This window comes from Ralstonia chuxiongensis (assembly GCF_024158925.1).
Lineage (GTDB): Bacteria > Pseudomonadota > Gammaproteobacteria > Burkholderiales > Burkholderiaceae > Ralstonia > Ralstonia chuxiongensis.
This window is the reverse complement of the sequence record NZ_JAMYWC010000004.1, coordinates 536940-555235: the sequence shown is the minus strand read 5'-3', so window position 1 is coordinate 555235 and position 18296 is coordinate 536940. Positions and strand designations below refer to the sequence as shown.

At 63.7% G+C, this 18296-nt stretch carries 18 protein-coding genes; 5 read left to right on the top strand and 13 right to left on the bottom strand.

Annotated elements, in window-relative coordinates; translation table 11 throughout:
* The first annotated feature begins 50 nt into the window (after window positions 1–50).
* Both NKG59_RS16130 and NKG59_RS16125 read left to right on the top strand, forming a co-directional pair.
* Window positions 51–1016 (top strand): LysR family transcriptional regulator, encoded by a 966-nt coding sequence (locus NKG59_RS16130; RefSeq protein WP_253538683.1) that lies wholly within the window; start codon window positions 51–53, stop codon window positions 1014–1016.
* Between the two features lie 35 nt (window positions 1017–1051).
* Window positions 1052–1519 (top strand): MliC family protein, encoded by a 468-nt coding sequence (locus NKG59_RS16125; protein ID WP_253538680.1) that lies wholly within the window; start codon window positions 1052–1054, stop codon window positions 1517–1519.
* On the opposite strand, the gene NKG59_RS16120 is transcribed toward NKG59_RS16125, so the two are convergent.
* The 5 genes from NKG59_RS16120 to NKG59_RS16100 all read right to left on the bottom strand — a co-directional run bounded on the left by NKG59_RS16120 (window position 1516) and on the right by NKG59_RS16100 (window position 6313).
* On the bottom strand, window positions 1516–2481 hold the full coding sequence (locus NKG59_RS16120) for an MBL fold metallo-hydrolase (protein WP_253538677.1): 966 nt from the start codon (window positions 2479–2481) through the stop codon (window positions 1516–1518). The genes NKG59_RS16125 and NKG59_RS16120 overlap by 4 nt on opposite strands.
* Before the next feature lie 38 nt (window positions 2482–2519).
* Complete coding sequence (locus NKG59_RS16115; RefSeq protein WP_253538674.1) at window positions 2520–2972, bottom strand: DUF192 domain-containing protein; 453 nt, start codon at window positions 2970–2972, stop codon at window positions 2520–2522.
* 90 nt (window positions 2973–3062) lie between these two features.
* Window positions 3063–4403, bottom strand: a complete 1341-nt coding sequence (locus tag NKG59_RS16110) for a cytochrome-c peroxidase (RefSeq protein WP_253538671.1) — start codon at window positions 4401–4403, stop codon at window positions 3063–3065.
* Window positions 4400–5914 carry a metallophosphoesterase gene (locus NKG59_RS16105; RefSeq protein ID WP_253538668.1) on the bottom strand — a complete coding sequence of 505 codons (1515 nt, stop codon included), beginning with the start codon at window positions 5912–5914 and terminating at the stop codon, window positions 4400–4402. The genes NKG59_RS16110 and NKG59_RS16105 overlap by 4 nt, the downstream gene beginning before the upstream one ends.
* Window positions 5915–6100: 186 nt before the next feature.
* A complete protein-coding gene (locus NKG59_RS16100; RefSeq protein ID WP_004631913.1) occupies window positions 6101–6313 on the bottom strand; it encodes a hypothetical protein in 213 nt (70 codons plus the stop codon).
* Window positions 6314–6469: 156 nt separating this feature from the next.
* Between NKG59_RS16100 and NKG59_RS16095 the strand changes: the two genes are divergently transcribed.
* Entirely contained in the window at window positions 6470–7075 is a 606-nt protein-coding gene (locus NKG59_RS16095) for a sugar dehydrogenase complex small subunit (RefSeq protein ID WP_253538665.1), read from the top strand.
* Window positions 7076–7336: 261 nt separating this feature from the next.
* The gene (gene icd, locus NKG59_RS16090) at window positions 7337–8587 is read left to right on the top strand and encodes an NADP-dependent isocitrate dehydrogenase (protein ID WP_024974950.1); all 1251 of its coding nucleotides are present in this window, start codon (window positions 7337–7339) and stop codon (window positions 8585–8587) included.
* Window positions 8588–8927: 340 nt separating this feature from the next.
* Here the strand turns inward: icd and NKG59_RS16085 are convergent, their stop codons facing one another.
* Both NKG59_RS16085 and NKG59_RS16080 read right to left on the bottom strand, forming a co-directional pair.
* Window positions 8928–9677 (bottom strand): GntR family transcriptional regulator, encoded by a 750-nt coding sequence (locus tag NKG59_RS16085; RefSeq protein WP_045202756.1) that lies wholly within the window; start codon window positions 9675–9677, stop codon window positions 8928–8930.
* On the bottom strand, window positions 9674–11368 hold the full coding sequence (locus NKG59_RS16080) for a sigma-54-dependent Fis family transcriptional regulator (RefSeq protein WP_092972714.1): 1695 nt from the start codon (window positions 11366–11368) through the stop codon (window positions 9674–9676). Before NKG59_RS16080 ends, NKG59_RS16085 begins: the two co-directional genes overlap by 4 nt.
* Window positions 11369–11814: 446 nt before the next feature.
* On the opposite strand from NKG59_RS16080, the gene NKG59_RS16075 reads away from it, so the two are divergent.
* Entirely contained in the window at window positions 11815–13191 is a 1377-nt protein-coding gene (locus NKG59_RS16075; RefSeq protein WP_253538662.1) for an OmpP1/FadL family transporter, read from the top strand.
* Between the two features lie 48 nt (window positions 13192–13239).
* Here NKG59_RS16075 and NKG59_RS16070 read toward each other — a convergent pair whose 3' ends face one another.
* The 6 genes from NKG59_RS16070 to NKG59_RS16045 all read right to left on the bottom strand — a co-directional run bounded on the left by NKG59_RS16070 (window position 13240) and on the right by NKG59_RS16045 (window position 18284).
* Window positions 13240–15018, bottom strand: coding sequence for a sigma-54-dependent Fis family transcriptional regulator (locus NKG59_RS16070; protein WP_253538660.1), 1779 nt, complete (start codon window positions 15016–15018; stop codon window positions 13240–13242).
* A 257-nt stretch (window positions 15019–15275) separates the two neighbouring features.
* Complete coding sequence (locus NKG59_RS16065) at window positions 15276–16307, bottom strand: 2Fe-2S iron-sulfur cluster-binding protein (RefSeq protein WP_253538659.1); 1032 nt, start codon at window positions 16305–16307, stop codon at window positions 15276–15278.
* A 37-nt stretch (window positions 16308–16344) separates the two neighbouring features.
* A complete protein-coding gene (locus NKG59_RS16060) occupies window positions 16345–17334 on the bottom strand; it encodes an aromatic/alkene monooxygenase hydroxylase subunit beta (RefSeq protein ID WP_045202759.1) in 990 nt (329 codons plus the stop codon).
* Between the two features lie 12 nt (window positions 17335–17346).
* Entirely contained in the window at window positions 17347–17661 is a 315-nt protein-coding gene (locus tag NKG59_RS16055) for an MmoB/DmpM family protein (protein ID WP_045202760.1), read from the bottom strand.
* Between the two features lie 19 nt (window positions 17662–17680).
* Window positions 17681–18016 (bottom strand): monooxygenase system ferredoxin subunit, encoded by a 336-nt coding sequence (locus NKG59_RS16050; RefSeq protein WP_045202761.1) that lies wholly within the window; start codon window positions 18014–18016, stop codon window positions 17681–17683.
* 7 nt (window positions 18017–18023) lie between these two features.
* Complete coding sequence (locus NKG59_RS16045) at window positions 18024–18284, bottom strand: toluene-4-monooxygenase system B family protein (protein WP_045202762.1); 261 nt, start codon at window positions 18282–18284, stop codon at window positions 18024–18026.
* Between the last annotated feature and the right edge of the window lie 12 nt (window positions 18285–18296).

Below are 18296 nucleotides of genomic sequence, written 5' to 3'. Positions count from 1 at the left end.
TGGATGTCACAATCGGCGCTTCCCTATTCGGATTGTGAGGACCGGTGGCCATGCGTCTGCGCCAGATTGAAGTCTTCCGCGCCGTGATGCTGGTCGGGACCGTCAGCGAGGCCGCGCGCATGCTGAACGTGTCGCAACCCGTGGTGACGCGCGTGCTTCAGCACACCGAGCTGCAACTCGGCTTCCGCCTGTTTGACCGCACCAAAGGGCGCCTGCAGCCCACCGCCGAGGCGTTCGAACTGTTCAGCGAAGTCGAGCGGCTTTATCAGGAGGTCGAGCGCGTGCGGCGCGTGTCGGCCAATTTGCGCCATAAGGGGGCGGGGCGCTTGCGCGTGGCCGCTACGCCCAGCCTGGCGCCCAGTATCCTGGCCCCCGCGGTGCGGCGTTTCTCGCAGCGGCATCCCGATACGCTGGTACGCGTGTTCACGCATCACACGGCTGAAATCGTCCAGGGCTTGCTCTCGCAGGACATCGACGTCGGGTTTGCCTTTGCACCGCCCGTGCATCCGGCCATCAGCACCACGCCGGTCGCGCAGGGCCGCATCCTGCTGGCCGCGCCGCGCGCCTGGGTGGGCGGCAAGACGGATGGCCGCGCGCTGCACAAGCTCGTTGCCGAAAAGCCTTTCATCGGATTGGAAGACCAGATATCGCTGGGCTCGCTGGTCGGGCAGACGCTGGCACGTGGTGGTCTGGCGCCGCAGTCGACGCTGGAAGTGCAGACGTATTCGTTGGCGCGTTCGTTGGTGGAAGAGTCGCTCGGCGTGACGATGCTCGATCAGTTCACGGCTGCCACCGGCAGCATGGAGCGTATCGCGCTGTTCGCGCTGGAGCCGGCGCAGACGTTTGACGTGCGCGCCATGCGTGCCGAGCATCACGCGCCGTCATCGCTGGCGGACAGCCTCGTGCAGTGCTTTGCCGAGGCCGCGCGCGCGCTGTCCGATGAGCTGCCACAGCGTGTCGAGCCGACCGCATTTGTGCTCAAGCCCATAGAACCTGACAGCGACGCGGCAGACTAACCGGCTTGCGCTGACCATTCCCAGGAGACGGATCCATGCGTCGATTTGCAACTGCAGTGATGTTTGGGCTGGTGCTGGGCGCCGGCGTATTTAGCGGTATTGCCACCGCGCAGCAGTCGCCGGTGCCCGGTATGTCGTCCGACGATCTGAACACCGCGCTCGACTTTGCCAAGGCCGGGCTCAACAAGGCGATCGATCAGGCGCGTGCGTATTCTGCGTTGCCGATCAAGGACCCGCACGACGTGCGCTACACGTGCGAAGGCGGCAAGACGCTCCTCGTGAAATACATGACGGTGGGTGACACGCCGCTGGCCGCCATGACACTGAACGGCAAGACGCTCGTGTTTGCCAACGTGATGGCCGCTTCGGGTGCGCGCTATGCGTCGGGCCAGTATGTGTGGTGGACGAAAGGCCCCACCGGCTTCCTCGCCGACGAGACCCTGCCCGGCAGCCGCAATCAGCTCTACCGCGATTGCAGCGAAGCGACCAGCGGCCGCCCTTAAATTTCCTGCAGATCGTGCCCGACGATGATCTCGCCCTTGAAGTGCGGGCGCACGGCATCCAGCCAGACTGAGTCTTCAAGGAACGGATAGCCGCCGGGCACGAAGTGCGACAGCACCAGCGTCTTCACCTTGGCCTCGGTGGCAATGCGGCCGACTTCTTCGGTGGATGTGTGGCTCGCCAGCAGATGCTCGCGCAGCGTCTTGGCATTGGGTTCGGTGGACAGCAGCTTGTCCAGCGACGGCAGGTGCATCACCTCATGGACGAGCACATCGGCGCCGTAAGCGAGTCGCACGAGGTTCTCACTCGGCGCCGTATCGCCGGAGATGACGATGGAGCGGTCTGCCGAATCGAAGCGAAACGCAAATGCCGGCGACACCGGCGGGTGCTTGACCAGCGCGCTCGTCACCTTCACGTTGGCGTCCTGCATGACCAGCCCGCCTTCGCTGATTTCGTGTGGATGGATCATCGGCGCAAGCGGCGGGCGGCCTTCGTCGGCAATGCGCGTGCGGATGTCGTAGTCGTACAGCTCAAGGAACTTGGTCGTCATCGCGGCCAGCGGGGGCGGGCCCCAGGCGTCGACTGGGCCGGTCAGGTCGGTGGCCCAGGCGAGCAGCATCAGCGTGCCGTAATCGGCGTTGTGATCGGAATGCTGATGCGTGATGAAGACGTGGCGGATGTCCTTGAGCTTGAGGCCCGCCGTCACGTATTGGCGTGCGACACCGTTGCCGCAATCGACCACGTACGACACGCCGTTGATGACGATCACCTGCGCCGGCGCCGAGCGATTCTTCTTCGGCGTCGGCCCGCCCGCCGTGCCCAGCAAGATCAACCGCGTGCCCTTCTTGGGTGCATCGGCGGCCAAAGCGCTCAACGGCAAACTTGCAGACGCCGCGCTCGCACCCACGGCCAGCGCGCCGGCCTGCCGCATCCAGCGGCGACGGTTGTTGTCGAAAGCGTGCATGCGGCGGTCTCCTCTCTGTTGTTGTATGCGTGCGTGCTTTAGCGGGGCAGTCCGCCCACCTTCATGCCAGGCTTGATGCCCTTGCGTGCGAACCAGCCTTTATTCATTTCCAGCGCGTAGCTGCCGGCCCGGGTGGGGCAGTGATTGTCTTCGGTCTGCGGCTTCATCTCGGCAATGTCGGAGATGGTGCCGTCGTCGGTGATGAAGGCGATGGACAGCGGCAGGTCGGTGTTCTTCATCCAGAAGCAGTGGCCGGCGGATTCATCAAACACGAAGAGCATGCCGGCGGTGTCGGGCATGGTCTTGCGGAACATCAGGCCGGTCTCGCGCGTTTGCGGGGTGGCCGCCACTTCGGCTTTGACCTTGTACATGCCGATGGTCAGGTCGGCCACGGGCAGGCCGGTATTGGGCGCGGTGGGTGTCTGGGCGAGCGCCCCGGTGGCGGCAACGGCCAGCGACAGAGCAGCAAAGATGCGGGACAGGATGGTCATGGCGCGAACGGGTCGGAAAAGAAACGCTCCATGATCGGCACTCGGCCAGCCGGCGTCAATGAGACGGCGGCCGGCCGGGCGACGAAGTTGTTACCGCGTATTGGGGCTGGGAGCGGCTTGGTGCTCGACGGCGACCGTTTTGGCGGCTGTCTTGGGCGCATGCGCCGAGCGCGCCTTGTCCGCCGCCGGATCGGGCATCAGCGCTACATAGCGCGCATCGGTGAGCGTGCGCAGGAACGCAACGATGTCGTCGATCTCGTCTCCCGTCAGCGCAGGCGTGGTGCCGGGGCGGCGGTTCATCGGCACGGCATTTACGTTGATGTTGCCCTGGTATTTGGCTGGCACATCGTTGAAACGCTTGCCGCCGGGGTACCACTGCGCGGGATCGGTCGAGCGCGTGGCATAAAACGCCACCGTGTCGCGCAGCGTACGGAACACGCCGTTGTGCATGAACGTCTGGCGCACCGCCACGTTGCGCAGGCCAGCCGTGCGGAAGTAGCCGCACCACTGATCGGGCTCCGGCCACTTGAGCTTGTGGGCGGTCTGGCACAGCCCAACGTCAAAGTGGCGCGGGTCCTTGTTGGCGGGCAGCAGCGGATTGCGGGGCACGGCGATGGCGTCGTAGCCGAAATCGGTAAACAGTGAGCGCTCCGGACGCGACGACGATTCCACCATCAGATGGCACGACGCGCAGTTGCCTTTGTCCGGATTGCGAAACAAGGCGAGGCCGCGCATCTCGGCGGCGGAAAGCGGCGTGCGCTTGCGCAGGAAATCGTCGAAGCGCGAGGTGAACGGCGCCAGCTCGTCGCTCTGGAAATAGGCTTCCAGTGCCTTGCCCAACACGCCGACAAGGCGTTCCGGTTCACGCACTGCATCGGCGCCGAACTGCTTCGCCAACGCTTGGCCCAGATCGGTGCCGGCCACCTTGCGCTGCAGGTCGCGCGCTGAACGGTTGCCCATTTCGTCCGGATTGAACAGCGGGCCGCGAATCTGTTCCGGGATGGAATCTGCCCGGCCATCGGCAAAGAAGCCGCCAAACGGCGACGGGAAGCTTGCGTCGTCGTCCTGGAAAAAGTAGCGATGCGGGATGTAGCGCAGATACAGCAGCGACGGCGCGTTGCGTGCCGCCACATGCCCGGGGCGGCTGCCAGCCGGCACGCCGATGCGCAGCGCCTCGCCCTTGAGCGTGGGCGCGAAGGCGCGGCCCGGGTCATGGCACGCCGCGCACGAAGTGCCTTGCGGCTCCGACAGGCGCGGGTCGAAAAACACCCGCTTGCCGAGCGCGACGAGGTTCGGGTCTGGTTTAAACGCGGTCGACTCGGCAGGCGGCGGCACGGCGTCCAACCTGGGCGTCATGCCGATCGATTCGGCCACCGCCGCACCCGAGAAGAGTGCGGCGGCAACCCACAGCGCGGTGCTCAGGCGCTTCAAGGTGCAACGAAGCCCGTCTTGTCGCACACCAGGCTCGTGCCGTTCTGCGTGCAGGTCGTCAGCAGCTTGCCAGCCACGGTGTAGGCCTTGAACAGCCAGCCCTTGGCGGGTGCGGCCTGGCGGTCCATCACCATGAAGCCGAACGAGTTGTTGTGCGAGATGCTGCCAACCGTCACACCCGAGGCCGGGCTGACGGCCGGGAACGGATCGGGCAGGGCCACGTCGAGCGAATCGCCGGCGTTGCCTGCAACGATGGTTGCGGGGTGGTTGCTCGTGAAGTTGATGGCCTGGAAGTCATGCACGTGGCCGTGCAGCGCGACCTGCACGCCCGGCGGGTAATAGGCCGTGGCGTTCAGGCTGTTCATGACCGACAGCAGCGCGGCATTGCCGCCCAGCGGCGTGCTGCCCGCGATGGGCACGAAGCCCAGGATTGGGTGGTGATTGGTGAAGATCGACATCACGCCCGGCTTGGCGGCCAGCGTGCCCACCGTGCTGAACTGCTTCTGGTAGGTCTGGAACCACGGGTCGGTCGTCGCCAATGCCGTCGTGCCCGCCTTGGCCGAGTCGAACACGATGACCTGCGTATCGCTGCCAAGGGCCACGGCGTACGGGTCTGAGGCGTTGGCAGCCGTGTCGTTGGCCGGGTTGTCGCACGAGCGGTCGGCCGAGTACGGGCGCGGATCCAGGAAGCGGTACCAGCCCTGGCCGGCGCGTGCGCATTCCTCGTGGTTGCCGCGCACCAGCACCCACGGGGCCGCGGCCATCAGGGGGGCGGCGGGCTGGAACAGATCAGCCTGCCACGTATCCCAGCCGTAGCCCCACGGGCTGCCCTGGCAGCCGGCCACGTCGGGCGGGCAGGCGTTTTCGCGGTAGTGGTAGTCGCCCACGTGCAGGACGAGGTCCGGGTTCATCTTGGCGGCCGTGGCGGCAGCGCTCGCAAACGGCCACGACAGCGGGTCGTTACACGACTGGAACGTGTTGCTCGACTTCTTCATGCGGCAGCCGGTGTCCGCCAGGATCACCACGCGCTGCGGGTTCGCCTTGGGCAGGGGCAGCACGCGCGCGCCGATCGACGCGGCCTTGGCGGTGGATGCCACGGTGGCCTCGCAGGCGTTCACAGGGAAGGACGAGGCTTTCGAATCGCTGGCGGCGCTGGCCGTGGTGCGCTGTGCGGGGGTGCCGGCGGCCACACGCAGCGTCATGCGCGTGGAGGTGCCGTCCACCGTCAGGAGCGGGCAGACCGAACTGTCGACGGGCGAGGCGCTGTTCGTATAGCTGGTGACGGCGCGCACGACAGCCTGGTTGCTGTCGCCGATCTCAACCCACGCGGCCTGGATGTTGGCGTCGGCCGTGGCTGCGTCCGACGGCGCGGCCGTGGACACCGGCGTCGAATCGGACGACGACCCACCGCAGCCGGCAATCACGGCGGCAGCGGCCAGCGCGGCAAGAGAGAGCATCGTGAACACGGTGCGTTTTCGTCGCACCGGAGCGAACATCGATCGGAATTCCATTGCGCCATCCCTGTTTCTTGTTGTGAGGAACGGGCAAGGTACTCAAGCTTGATGGCGCTATTTTGACAGCCCTGCATGTGTGCCCGGGATTTCCGTTGGGCAGGCGAGGGCGAAAAAAAAGCAGATGCATAAGCACCTGCTTTTTCTGTATCGGCCGAGCCGCGTGGGCCCGGCAGAAACACAAGCTTATTGCTTGGCGGCGTCAGCAGCCGGAGCCGAAGCGTCAGCAGCCTTCTTGGCAGCCTTCTTGTGGTGGTGCTTCTTGGCCTTCTTGGCCTTCGGAGCAGCCTTTTCGGCAGCAGCCGGAGCAGCAGCTGCGTCAGCAGCCGGAGCGGAGGCTTGAGCGAACACACCGGTGGCGAACAGGCCGGCGATCAGGGCAGCGATCAGCTTCTTCATGGTGAATCCTTTTATAGATCAGTGAGTTAACCAACGACCCGCTAAATGAGTCATCTGCAATAACGCAGGCCGTTACAGGCGCGTTGACACGTTGCACTGAATTTTTTGTTGGGGGCAGACAGAAGCATCCGTACTTCCTGATCCGCGATGTGGCGCATGTTGCGCTGCGCAAGAAAGATGCCTGCGGCCAAGCGTGCGGCGCCTGCGTTTCGGATCGATCTGATTGGATGGCAGCGCCCGCACCTAGAGAATGCGAGCCGATTTTGCTCAAGGCTTGCCGTGTCTCTCCCGCCGTCATCTTCCCGCCCCACCAAGCCCGCCGCTCCCATTCCGCCGGCCCGGCTCCAGCGCCGCGATTTCGCCCTGGGTTGTGGCACGTTGATTGTGCTGGGCGCCTTGCCCGGGTTCTGGCCCCCTTCGCACGGCGCTTCCGCCCTTGATGATTTCATGCTCGTGTCACAAACGATTTCCGGCGCGCCGCTGGATCGCCAGCTGGGGCTCTCTTGTTTCAGCCATCTGCACCGGGCTGACGATCGCTTTATCGAACACATCCAGGCGCTTGCGTGGTTGGTGCGCCGGCATCCGGGCGTGGATGCTGCCGGCCTGGTCCGCTTGCTTGATGCCGACAACGCGCGCGATCTGCGTGCCGCCTTGGTCCGGCTGGTGGATGTCTGGAGCGCCCGGCGGGACGCGGATCCTGCCCTGATCGATGTCCGCGGCCTGATTGCCTGCGCCTTTGACGCCGACCTGATTGGCCGTTGACAGCGCCCGGAATCAGGGGCCGAAATATGGCGGATGGTGAAATTTTCCGGCATAATGCGAAATTAACTCTTGTGTCTTATATAAGAGTTGCGGCTTGCGCCAGATGCGAGATTTTGTGCGGTGCATCGTGAGCGCGTCATCGTAGGCCGTTAGAATCGCCAGTTCATTGCAGCGCGCCACGCCGGCCAACCCGTGAGCGGCGCGCTGTGCTGTCAACCCCCACCGTCCACCCGCTACCTGCGGTCTGCACTGGAGTCGTCCATGTATCAACACATCAAGGTCCCGGCCGGCGAGAAGATCACTGTCAATCAAGACTTCTCCCTGAACGTTCCGAACAACCCGATCATTCCTTACATCGAAGGTGACGGCACCGGCTTCGACATCACCCCGGTGATGATCAAGGTGGTGGACGCAGCGGTTGAGAAGGCTTACAAGGGCGAGCGCAAGATTTCGTGGATGGAAATCTACGCCGGCGAGAAGTCGACCAAGGTGTATGGCCCGGACGTGTGGCTGCCGGAAGAAACCCTGCAAGTCCTGAAGGACTACGTGGTGTCGATCAAGGGCCCGCTGACGACGCCGGTGGGCGGCGGCATCCGTTCGCTGAACGTGGCGCTGCGCCAAGAGCTGGACCTGTACGTCTGCCTGCGCCCGGTGCGCTACTTCAAGGGCGTGCCCTCGCCGGTCAAAGAGCCGGAGAAGACCGACATGGTCATCTTCCGCGAGAACTCGGAAGACATCTACGCCGGTATCGAATTCGAAGCCCAGAGCGACAAGGCCAAGAAGCTGATCAAGATTCTGCAGGACGAGTTCGGCGTCAAGAAGATCCGCTTCCCGGAAACCTCGGGTATCGGCGTCAAGCCGGTCTCGAAGGAAGGCACGGAGCGTCTGGTGCGCAAGGCCATCCAGTACGCGATCGACAACGACAAGCCGTCGGTCACGATCGTGCACAAGGGCAACATCATGAAGTTCACGGAAGGTGGTTTCCGTGACTGGGCCTACGCGCTGGCACAGAAGGAATTCGGCGCCGAGCTGATCGACGGCGGCCCGTGGTGCAAGTTCAAGAACCCGAAGACGGGCAAGGAAATCGTCGTCAAGGACGCAATTGCCGACGCCTTCCTGCAGCAGATCCTGCTGCGTCCGGCCGAGTATTCGGTGGTGGCAACGCTGAACCTGAACGGCGACTACATCTCCGACGCCCTGGCTGCGCAAGTTGGCGGTATCGGTATCGCCCCGGGTGCCAACCTGTCGGATTCGGTGGCCATGTTCGAAGCCACCCACGGTACGGCTCCGAAGTACGCAGGCAAGGATTACGTGAACCCGGGTTCGGAAATCCTGTCGGCCGAAATGATGCTGCGTCACATGGGCTGGACGGAAGCCGCTGACCTGATCATCTCGTCGATCGAGAAGTCGATCCTGTCGAAGAAGGTCACGTATGACTTCGCCCGCTTGCTGGAAGGCGCGACTCAAGTGTCGTGCTCGGGCTTCGGTCAAGTGATGATCGACAATATGTAAGCTCGTTTCGCCTGATTTCACGGCGAACCAGAAACCCCGGTAGATCAACGATCTCCGGGGTTTTTTCTTTTCAGGTCGTACTAGGCGGCATCATGGCAAGCGTCACTTGGTGGGGACCATTCAGAGGGGTAAGGAGGAGCTTGAAAAACCCTCCTTAATCTCACTTCCGAGCGAGAATCCGGCACTGCGGCCGCGCGGCCTGCAACTTGTAGCGTCCTGTGTGTACGCGAAACGGCCCTGGCGGCATGGGCGCTGTGACCGCTGGCAGAAGGGATGTCCTGGCCAAAATTTGCCTTGTGCGAATCGCCCACCACGTCATCACATCCCCTGTTTGCTACCTTTATTCACTCGTCCCCGTCTCCAGTCCGAGCTTTGCCAGTAACTCGTATGTAAGTCGGATGTGCACTTCAACCGCCAATGCCGCACGGGCTTCCTGCCGTGCCATGGCCGCTTCGAATATGGCCGTATGTTCCTCATGCACGTTGCGGCTGCTGGGTTGCGCGGTGCCCCGCCGAATGGCCACGCGCCGATAACGTTCGCCATGGCGGTAGAGCAGGTCCAGCAGGTACTTGCTCCACGGTGAGCGGTGCGCAGCGATGAGTGCTTCATGAAACTGCCGGTTGGCACGTTCCCAGTGTTCGGGATTGGCCGATGGACCCAGCGATTCCGCGTCGCTCAGGGCGTCAAAGGTGGCGCGCAGGTGTGCTTCCCATTGCGCATCGCCGTGACGGATGGACAAGCGCACAGCTTCCGTCTCCAGCATCACTCGCGTGTCGGTGAGGTCCTGCAGGTCGGCCAACGAAATTCCCGTCACGCGATAACCGCGCTGGCCCTCCACCGTGACGAGCGCGTCCGAGACGAGGAGCGCCAGCGCTTCGCGCAGCGTACCGGCCCCCACGTTATATCGATCCTTGAGGTGTTCAACGCGCAGGCGCTCGCCCGGAGCCAGACGGCCCTGAATGATGTCTTGCCGCAGATCGAGGTAAGCGCGCTCGCATAGGGTTCGGGGCACTTCGGGTTCTGCATGCGCAACCGTGGTTGTGCTGGCCGCTTGTGCGCCAGACACGCCGGCTTGTATGGCGCGTTTCATTCTTCGCTACCTCTGTCTAGATGCCGCTTGAGGCGATAGGCCAATTGGGGGCGTGTGAGGCCCAGCTGGCGTGCGGCGCCGGAAAGATTGCCCTTGGCGCGTTCGACCGCAAGGTCAAGCAGCTGCGTTTCCAATGCTTCGAGACTCAGGCCGCTGTCCAGAATGCGCGCGCACAGGGTCTGTTCGCTTTCGAGCCGCACGGGTGCCAGGCGACCTTGGGGGCTCAGCTGCGATTGCATGCCTGAGGGCTGGTTCGGAAAGAGGTGTTCGATCTCGATGCTTTCGCCCTGTGGTGCGAGGATGACGCCGCGCTCCACGAGGTTCTCCAGCTCTCGGACGTTGCCGGGCCAGTCGTGATGCATGAGCGCTTGCATCGCGCGTTCCCCAAAACCAGCGAGGCGCTTCTGGTGCAAGGCTGTGAAACGGGCCAACAGGTGATTGGCCAGCGGCTCGATATCGGTCATGCGTTCGCGCAGCGGCGGGATGCAGATCGGATAGACGTTCAGCCGATACAGCAGATCGCGACGAAAGCGCCCCTGGGCCACCGCGGCTTCAAGATCGACGTTGGTGGCTGCCACGAGACGCACGTTCACCTTGCGTGTGCTTTCGGCGCCCAGTCGCTCGATTTCGCCTTCTTGCAGAACGCGAAGGAGCTTGGCTTGGGCTGGCAGCGGTAAGTCGCCCACTTCATCCAGGAACAACGTGCCGCCATCCGCCCGTTCGAAGCGACCGGTGCGCGCCGCGTGGGCACCGGTATAGGCGCCGCGCTCGACGCCAAACAGCTCGGCCTCGATCAGATCGGCCGGCAGGGCGGCGCAATTAACGGCGACGAAGGGGCCCGTTGCTCGGGACGAGCCTTCGTGAAGCGCCCGCGCAAAACGCTCCTTGCCCACGCCAGTCTCGCCTGTGAGCAGCACCGTCACGTGGGTGGCAGCTGCACGGTTCAGTAGTTCGTGGGCGCGCTGGAACGCGGGCGAGCGGCCTACCAGCATGCCCGCTGCCACGAGCGGCTCACGTGTCGACTCGATCGTGGTTTTGAGGGCTTGCACTTGTTCGCTAAGCGCCGCAATGGTGTCGAGCAATGACTCGTCTTCAAAGTACTGGCGCTGCTCATCCCCGTCGGGCCATTCATCAATCGGTTTGCCCACGATTTCACAGTGATCGGCGCCACATGCGGCACAGGTGCTTTCCTTGAAGAGGATAAGGCGGCCCATGAACGCGCTTGTGTAGCCGCTGGCATAGCCGAGCTGGATCCAGCAAGCCGGTTCGTCCACCACGCCGTAGGCTTGGCGGTGGGCGTGCGCTTCCCAGGAGTTGTCCCAGCGGAACTCGCCAAAGAACCGCCCGCTCGCGGGGTCGAAGTCGAGCTGGACCGGTGTGACGCGCACCGCCCCTTCGAGCATGTGCAACTGCGGGCCGACCATGAAGGCGGCATCGAGTGACAGCGCTCCACGCGTCTTGCGAGCAAATTCGGCATCGCGACGCCCGGAGGCATACCCCATGCGGGTCAACAGGCGGCGCGCATGAACTGGCCCTACCGAATTGATCAGGTCTTGCCGCAAACCGCTCAGCGCGGCGGTGTGCAGCAACAGCATGCGCCGCTCGCCCAGCCAGATGGTGCCGCTCTCGGGTTCGAAATGCAGCAGGCGCCGCAGGTCGGCGTCTGAGGGGTAATTGAACTTGGCTTGCACAGCGCGCGGCCTCCTGGGTGAGGGCGGAATTGGCCGGAATCTCGATATTCTCCTGGATAAGCAGGAAGACAGCAAGCACCGGAAACAGCGGGGTTTCCGGCAGGGGCGAGGGCTTTGATCAATTGATCAAGCGCCGATGCTGACCAATCCCACCAAATCGTCAAAAAGGAGAAGGAGGTCTCCGTACCGGGAGCAGGCGACCCTACTTGGGGCCCGGAACACGCGCGGGAAATCGAGCCGAAACGTCATGGTTTTCCCTTGAAATATCGAGATTATTTGGCGAGGCGGTCGCAACTGGCATGCCTTCTGCAAACCGACTCCCGCGACCGCGCAGCAGCGCTTTGCCGGTCGCGATTCCGGCGGTGTGTCCGCGGCGCATGTTCGTCGCGATCGGGCAGTGCCGCCGTCTTGTTATCTCGCATCAATCAATAGACAAGGAGACACCCGTGAAAGGCAACTACGTTCGCGCGGCCACGGCCATCTGTGTTGCGGTCTGTGGGACCCACGCCAGGGCGACAGACGTGTTCAATCTGGAGGGTTTTGGTCCGATCTCGCGCGCAATGGGCGGAACGGGCGCGGCCTTCGATATCGGGGCCGCCGCCATGATGGAAAATCCCGCGACGCTTAGCCTGATGGGCGATGGCCGCCATTTCAGCCTGGGGCTCGATGTCGTGTCGACCGACATCAAGGCCACGAATACCGCAACCGGCGAGACAGCGAGTTCGGGCAACCACGGCAATAACAACGGCCCGTATTTTGCGCCGCAGACCGCGTTCGTTTATCGGCAGGGCAGGTACGCGTTTGGGGCGGGCATTTTCGCGGAGGGTGGCCTCGGGACGCAATACGGTGGCAGCAGCTTCCTTTCGCGCACCTCCAACGGAGTGGACACCGGGCTGGACCAGTTCTCACGTCTGCTGGTGTTGCGTGTGCCGTTTTCGGCGGCATACCAAGTCACCGACAAGTTGACCGTGGGCGCATCGCTGGATGCGGTCTGGACCTCGCTGAATCTCGGGACACTGTTGGATGTCTCCCAGATCGGCACGCTGGCCGGCCAGGGGCGCGTCTCGGGCACGCTTGTTCCCACCTTGATGGGCGTGCCAGGGCTTTCCGGCGGCTACATCAACTTCGCACGCAATGCCCCGGTCGGGGGCGGCGCTCAGGCCTGGGGCATTGGCGGGCGGCTGGGTCTGACCTATCAGGTCACGCCGGATACCCGCATCGGTGCCGCGTATAACGCGAAGACGCATGTTGGCGACCTCACGGGCCAAGCAACGCTTGCCGCCGTCAGTTCGGTCGCAGGCAACATCCCGCTCAAGGGCGACGTGACGGTTCGAAACTTCCAGATGCCCGCGCAACTGACCGTAGGCATCAGTCATCGGTTCAACGATCAGCTGCTGGTGTCAGCGGACTACCAGCGTGTGTTCTGGTCAAGCGTGATGAAGGACATGAACGTCGGGTTCGTGCAGTCAGGCACGGGTGCCAATCTGGATCTGTCGCTGCCGCAGAACTACCGCGATATCAGCGTGTTCGGGATCGGCGCCGAGTACCGTTACAACGCAAAGTGGACGTTCCGTGGCGGGTTCCATTACGCGCGGGAGGCCATTCCGGGCAACATGCTTTTGGCCGTGGTGCCCGCCACGCCCACGACGAGCCTGACCGGTGGCGTTTCCTATGCAATCGGCAAGAACGATGTGATCGACTTTGCGCTGTCGGTAGCGCTGCGCAAGACGCTGGCCAATTCGAGCCAGCCCAATACGGCGGTGCCGATCAGCGTGACGCACTCGCAAGTCAACGCCGTGATTGCGTATCAGAAGCGCTTCTAGGGCGCGCGTGCCTGGGCGACGAAACCTTGTCGCCCAGGCTTGCACGGGTCAGCTTCCGTCGACCGGAATGTGATACTTGCGAAGCCGGTAAGCCAGCGTCGGGCGACTGATGCCGAGCACCCGTGCCGCGCGCGACAGGTTGCCGTTGGCCTCGACCACGGCGGCGCGCAACATCGCCACCTCGGTTTCCTCCAGGCCTGGCCGGGGAATGGCGGTGCTGGACGGCGCGACGTCTTCAGCCGTCTCGCTGCTCTGCCCGATATTGCCGCTGCGTTTGAGGATGAACGAGGCGGTGTCGATCTCCTCACCGCTGGTGAAAAGATGGCACAAGTCCAGTGACCCGCCATCTTCGGCCAGGATCACGGCGCGTTCGATCATGTTCTCCAGCTCGCGGACATTGCCGGGCCAGTCGTAGGCGAACAGCGCATCGACGGCACGTTCGCGAAAGCCGGTGATCTGTTTGTCGTGCTTCTTGGCCAAGCGCTGGAGGAACCAGTTCATCATCAGCGGGATGTCGTCCCGCCGTTCGCGCAGTGGCGGCACCTGGATCGGGAAAACGTTCAGCCGAAAGAACAGGTCTTCGCGAAACTGGCCCGCCTTGGCGGCTTCGCGCAGGTTCACGTTCGTTGCGGCAATCACTCGCACGTTGACCTTGCGTGTGCGCGTATCGCCCACGCGCTCGATTTCCCCCTGCTGCAACGCACGCAACAGTTTGCCTTGTGCTGTCAGGCTGAGCGTGCCGATTTCATCGAGGAAGAGCGTCCCGCCGTCGGCGCGTTCAAAGCGCCCGGGCCGTGATGTGGTCGCGCCCGTGAATCCGCCACGCTCCACGCCAAACAATTCCGATTCCATCAGATGCTCGGGGATCGACGCACAATTGACGGCGACGAATGGCCCGTCGGCGCGTTTGCTCAGGCGATGCAGATTGTTGGCGAAGACTTCCTTGCCGACACCGCTTTCGCCCAGGAACAGCACGGTGGCTTCGGTGGGGGCCACCTTGTTCACCATATGGCAGACGGTGTTGAAACCGGCCGAGATTCCAACCACGCCGAAGCTGTTTGCCGGTGCGGCGGCCAGACGCGCTGCAATGCGGCTTGTGGCGGGCAATGGCGCCTCGTGTTGGGGCGCCCACTTGACGAAATCGCCAATCTGCAGGAAACGCAGGTCGTCTTCGGCGTCTTCCCACTCTTCAACGGGTTTGCCAACCACGCGGCATTTCGCATGCCCCATGCCGCGGCACTCGATCTCGCGCCAGAGGATGGGGCGGCCCATGAATGCGCTGGTGTATCCGCACGCATAGCCGATCAACATCCAGCACACCGGTTCGTTGCCGATGCCGTAGCTGGCGACGTGGGCCTCGGCCTCGGAGCTGTCGATCAGGTAGAAGTCGCCGAAATAGTGGCCACGCTGTACATCGATATCGAGTGCGACCGGCTCGCAATGCACCATGCCTTCCAGCGACACCAGTTGCGGGCCTGCCAGGAAGTCGTCGTAGCTGTTGAAGCCTGCGCGAACCTTGCGCGCCATGGCGGCATCGTGCGTACCGGCCTGATAGCCGATGCGGGTGATCAGCCCACGCGCCGTTTCCTTGCCCAGGCTTTCGATGAGCTCTTGCCTCAGCGCGCCGAGCGAGCTGATGTGCATGAGCATCATGCGTTGGTCGTCCAACCAGATCCGGCCTTGCTGCGGAGCGAAGCGCAAGCGTTTGGCGAGGTCGTGGATGGCCGGCACGCGGATCTCGGTGGCGACCGGGTGTTTCGGGTCGCGATCGGGTCGCGCCGGTGCCGTTGCGTCGGATTTGGATTGTCGCGGATGCCGTTTTGCCATGGTCTCCTCGATCGCGGCCAGATGGGTTGCCGTCGCGACGGCGAGCGGCTGGCGCTCACGCGGCACCGTCCGACTGTTGTTGTCGGACGGTCCGCGGACGTCATACAAGGTTCGATCGAATGAGCTTAACCTCAGCTTCCAGATATGGGGATTGGTGAAAATACGCGACATGGCCGATCTGCGAAATTGATCGTCAATGCTGTGCTGTGCTGTGTTCGTCGCGTTGCTGGGCTCGCGATTCTTGATGGGTTGCAGGCTTAGACGAAGCGGTCGAAGTGCATCTGTTCGAACGGCACGTGATGCGTGTGCATCAGCAATGTCTGCACGGCTTCGATCATGGGCGGAGGGCCGGCGAAGTAGAACTCGAAATGGTCCAGCGGCGTTGCCAACACCCGCTCGACCTCGGCGTGTACGAAGCCGGTCGGCCCTTGCCACCCAAGCGCGGGCGCAGGCGCAGACAGCACGACCGAGAGTGCGAAGCGGCTGTCTGCCACGAGGTCTTCAAGTGCCGCCATGGCGCCGAGGTCGGGCTGTGAGCGCCCGCCGTAGAAGAAGTGCACGCGCCCGACGCGGTTCTCGGAAAGCGCTCCACGGGCGACCGCCAGCATGGGCGCAAGCCCCGAGCCTCCGGCAATGCACACAATGTCGCGTGCGTTGTCGTCACGCAGGTAGGCGTGGCCATAGGGGCCATCGAGCATGATGCTTTGCCCGATCTCAACGTGATCGAACAAAGCGTTGCTGCCAGCACCGCCGGGAACGCGCCGGATCACGAATTTCCAGATGCCGTCCTCGTTGGGGAGGTTCGACATCGAATAGGCGCGCGCACCCGGCGTGTGCGGCGGATACAGCAGCGCGTACTGGCCCGGACGGAACTCTGCCGGGGCCTGTATCCGAAATGTGAACTCGCTCATGTCGGGCGTCAGCTCGCGCCGGGCCAGCAGCACGGCCGGCCAGCGGCCCGGTGACACGACCGGGCGATATGCTTCGTCGCAGCGCACGCGGATCGTGCAATCGCCCAGCAGGCGCGACTGGCAGGCGAGATGTTTGCCGCGCTTGCGGTCGCGTTCGGACAGCCCGGGTGCTTCCGGCCAGATGGATTCCACGAGACCCGAGAGCAGGTCAAAGCGGCATGCACCGCAGCCCCCGACGCTGCACTCGTGGGGCAGGGCAATGCCGGCGCGTAACGCGCCCCGCAGCAAGGTGTCTTCTTCTGCAGCGATGGAAAAAGCGGCGCCGCCTTCGATGGTGATCTGGTGTGTCATCGCCAGTTCCGATGTGTCGTTGGCCATGGTTTGGATGGAGTGATGTCGCCCGGGCTGTCTGGTCTCACAGGCCGATGCTGTGCCGGAACTCGCGCACGGCAGCGGTTGCGCGCGCCTGCGCCGCTGGCGCGTCGGGCAGTGCTGCGCAGTAGGCCACGATGGCTTCATCTGCCAGGGGCTCCCATTTGGCGAGCCAGCCGGTGATGACCTCGCGGTTTCCGGGCTGTTCCAGCGCCATGCGTACAAGTGCGCCGGCCCAGCGGCGATGGCGTTGCGCATCGGCAAGTTGCGCGTCGGTCAGCAGGCCAAGCAGGGTGTCGCCGTTGTGCCGGGCCGCTTCGCCGAGACTGCGCAATACGGCTTCCTCTACCGCCGGCCGTACTACCAGGCTCAGGGCAACGAAGCACTCGGCCCAGTCCCACGCCACCAGCGCGTGTTCGACGAGCTTGCGCCAGCCTTGCCACGCCGGGTCCTGCTCCCAGTAGCGGCGTTCATCGGTGCCGAAGCCGAGGTCGCTGAAGGTCTGCGACAGCTCCTTGGTGCGGTACGCGGTGTGTGTCAGCCAGCGCAGCGAATCGGCCGTCTGATAAGCCGCGCAGTTCGAAATGGTCGAGGCGGGCGCCAGTTGCGTCAGATAGGCCGAGCCCATCTGCAGCGTGTGGAACAGGTAGCGCGCGGGCGTGTACAGGCGTGCCAGCGTGCCTGCCCAGGTGCGTTCGAGCATGGCGTCGTGCCCGCGCTCGGAAAATTGGTCGAGCAGCCCGAACACATAGGTCTCCTGCCCGTCCTGCAGCATGTTGTACGTGCGGTAGACCAGTTCATCCGGATCGCGGAATGCGTTCCAGTCGGGGTGGGTCAGGGGAGATGCGTTGCGGTTGCGCTTGAACCACTGCGCCATTTCGAAATTAGGGTCGAGTTCGAACGGCGCATCGGGGTTGTCGGTGGTGTAGTGCAGGTTGGTCGAGACGATTTCGTACTCGCTGGGCTTGCGTCGCCGCGCGGCCAGATGGCTCCAGGTCTTGAGCGGCTTGAGGACTTCAGCTTGCGTTGTCATGTGTGTCTCCGATTACAGCGTTTTTTCGTAGTAGAACCGGACGTAGTCATCCGTCGTTTCGATGCGGCCGGCGAACGAGCTGAGGTTGACTTCGAGCTCGGACATCTTGAACGGTCGCCCCAGTGCCTCTTCGAGCGTGGCGCGGCGCAGGATCAGTTCGCCGTCGGTGTCGATGCGCACATAGGCGAGCTTGTCGTCGATGCGGATGCTCTTGCCCGGGTTGTCTTCCTGTGCGGCTTCGATGACGCCGGCAGTGATGCTGCTCGCGCGCAGTACTGGGCCGACGCGATTGTTGCGGTAGGCCTCGGCGGTGTTGGCGATACTCATGGTGGGTTCCTGGGCGATGTCAGCAATTGGCGAAGAGAGGCTCAACGCCCTCGACTGCGACGAAGATGTCGTCGCCTTCGACTTTCAAGGCGTACTCGGCAAGCCGGCAGCCGCCGGGGTTGATGCCTTTGCCGGTGTTGGCATCGAAGGTCCACTGATGTGCGCGGCACATCAGCACCCGACCGTCGAACTTGCCCTCGGCCAGCGGGATGTCCTGGTGCGGGCAGATTCCCTGGAACGCGCGCGGTTCACCCCCTTCGGGGCGCACCAGCACGATCACATGGCCGGCGACTTCGACCTCGGTCATGTCGCCTTCCCAAAGCTCGTCGAGCGAGCAGACTTTCTGGAAGTTCATCGCGGCCTCATGCATCGCAAAAAATGAATTCGAGCGCTTCCATCGGCTTGATGTCGGTGTCGGCCAGCTTGGCGTTGCGCGGATAGAACTGCTCGCCGCCCTGGCGCCGGACCCTGACGATCTTGCCGGGCTGCGGTGCCACGCGGCGCCCCACCGAGTGGTGTGCCGCTGCTGCGGCCACCTCGTCGATCGTGTTCTCGGTATCCACCGCGACGAGCTGCAGCACGAAGTCGTACTGAAAATTCGAAATCACAGGAAAAAGTGCCATGTCGTCCTCCGT

Coding starts and splice junctions, on each gene's coding strand:
- NKG59_RS16130 (WP_253538683.1), top strand. CDS start 51: ATGCGTCTGCGCCAGATTGAAGTCTTCCGCGCCGTGATGCTGGTCGGG.
- NKG59_RS16125 (WP_253538680.1), top strand. CDS start 1,052: ATGCGTCGATTTGCAACTGCAGTGATGTTTGGGCTGGTGCTGGGCGCC.
- NKG59_RS16120 (WP_253538677.1), bottom strand. CDS start 2,481: ATGCACGCTTTCGACAACAACCGTCGCCGCTGGATGCGGCAGGCCGGC.
- NKG59_RS16115 (WP_253538674.1), bottom strand. CDS start 2,972: ATGACCATCCTGTCCCGCATCTTTGCTGCTCTGTCGCTGGCCGTTGCC.
- NKG59_RS16105 (WP_253538668.1), bottom strand. CDS start 5,914: ATGGAATTCCGATCGATGTTCGCTCCGGTGCGACGAAAACGCACCGTG.
- NKG59_RS16100 (WP_004631913.1), bottom strand. CDS start 6,313: ATGAAGAAGCTGATCGCTGCCCTGATCGCCGGCCTGTTCGCCACCGGT.
- NKG59_RS16095 (WP_253538665.1), top strand. CDS start 6,470: ATGTTGCGCTGCGCAAGAAAGATGCCTGCGGCCAAGCGTGCGGCGCCT.
- icd (WP_024974950.1), top strand. CDS start 7,337: ATGTATCAACACATCAAGGTCCCGGCCGGCGAGAAGATCACTGTCAAT.
- NKG59_RS16085 (WP_045202756.1), bottom strand. CDS start 9,677: ATGAAACGCGCCATACAAGCCGGCGTGTCTGGCGCACAAGCGGCCAGC.
- NKG59_RS16070 (WP_253538660.1), bottom strand. CDS start 15,018: ATGGCAAAACGGCATCCGCGACAATCCAAATCCGACGCAACGGCACCG.
- NKG59_RS16065 (WP_253538659.1), bottom strand. CDS start 16,307: ATGGCCAACGACACATCGGAACTGGCGATGACACACCAGATCACCATC.
- NKG59_RS16060 (WP_045202759.1), bottom strand. CDS start 17,334: ATGACAACGCAAGCTGAAGTCCTCAAGCCGCTCAAGACCTGGAGCCAT.
- NKG59_RS16055 (WP_045202760.1), bottom strand. CDS start 17,661: ATGAGTATCGCCAACACCGCCGAGGCCTACCGCAACAATCGCGTCGGC.
- NKG59_RS16050 (WP_045202761.1), bottom strand. CDS start 18,016: ATGAACTTCCAGAAAGTCTGCTCGCTCGACGAGCTTTGGGAAGGCGAC.
- NKG59_RS16045 (WP_045202762.1), bottom strand. CDS start 18,284: ATGGCACTTTTTCCTGTGATTTCGAATTTTCAGTACGACTTCGTGCTG.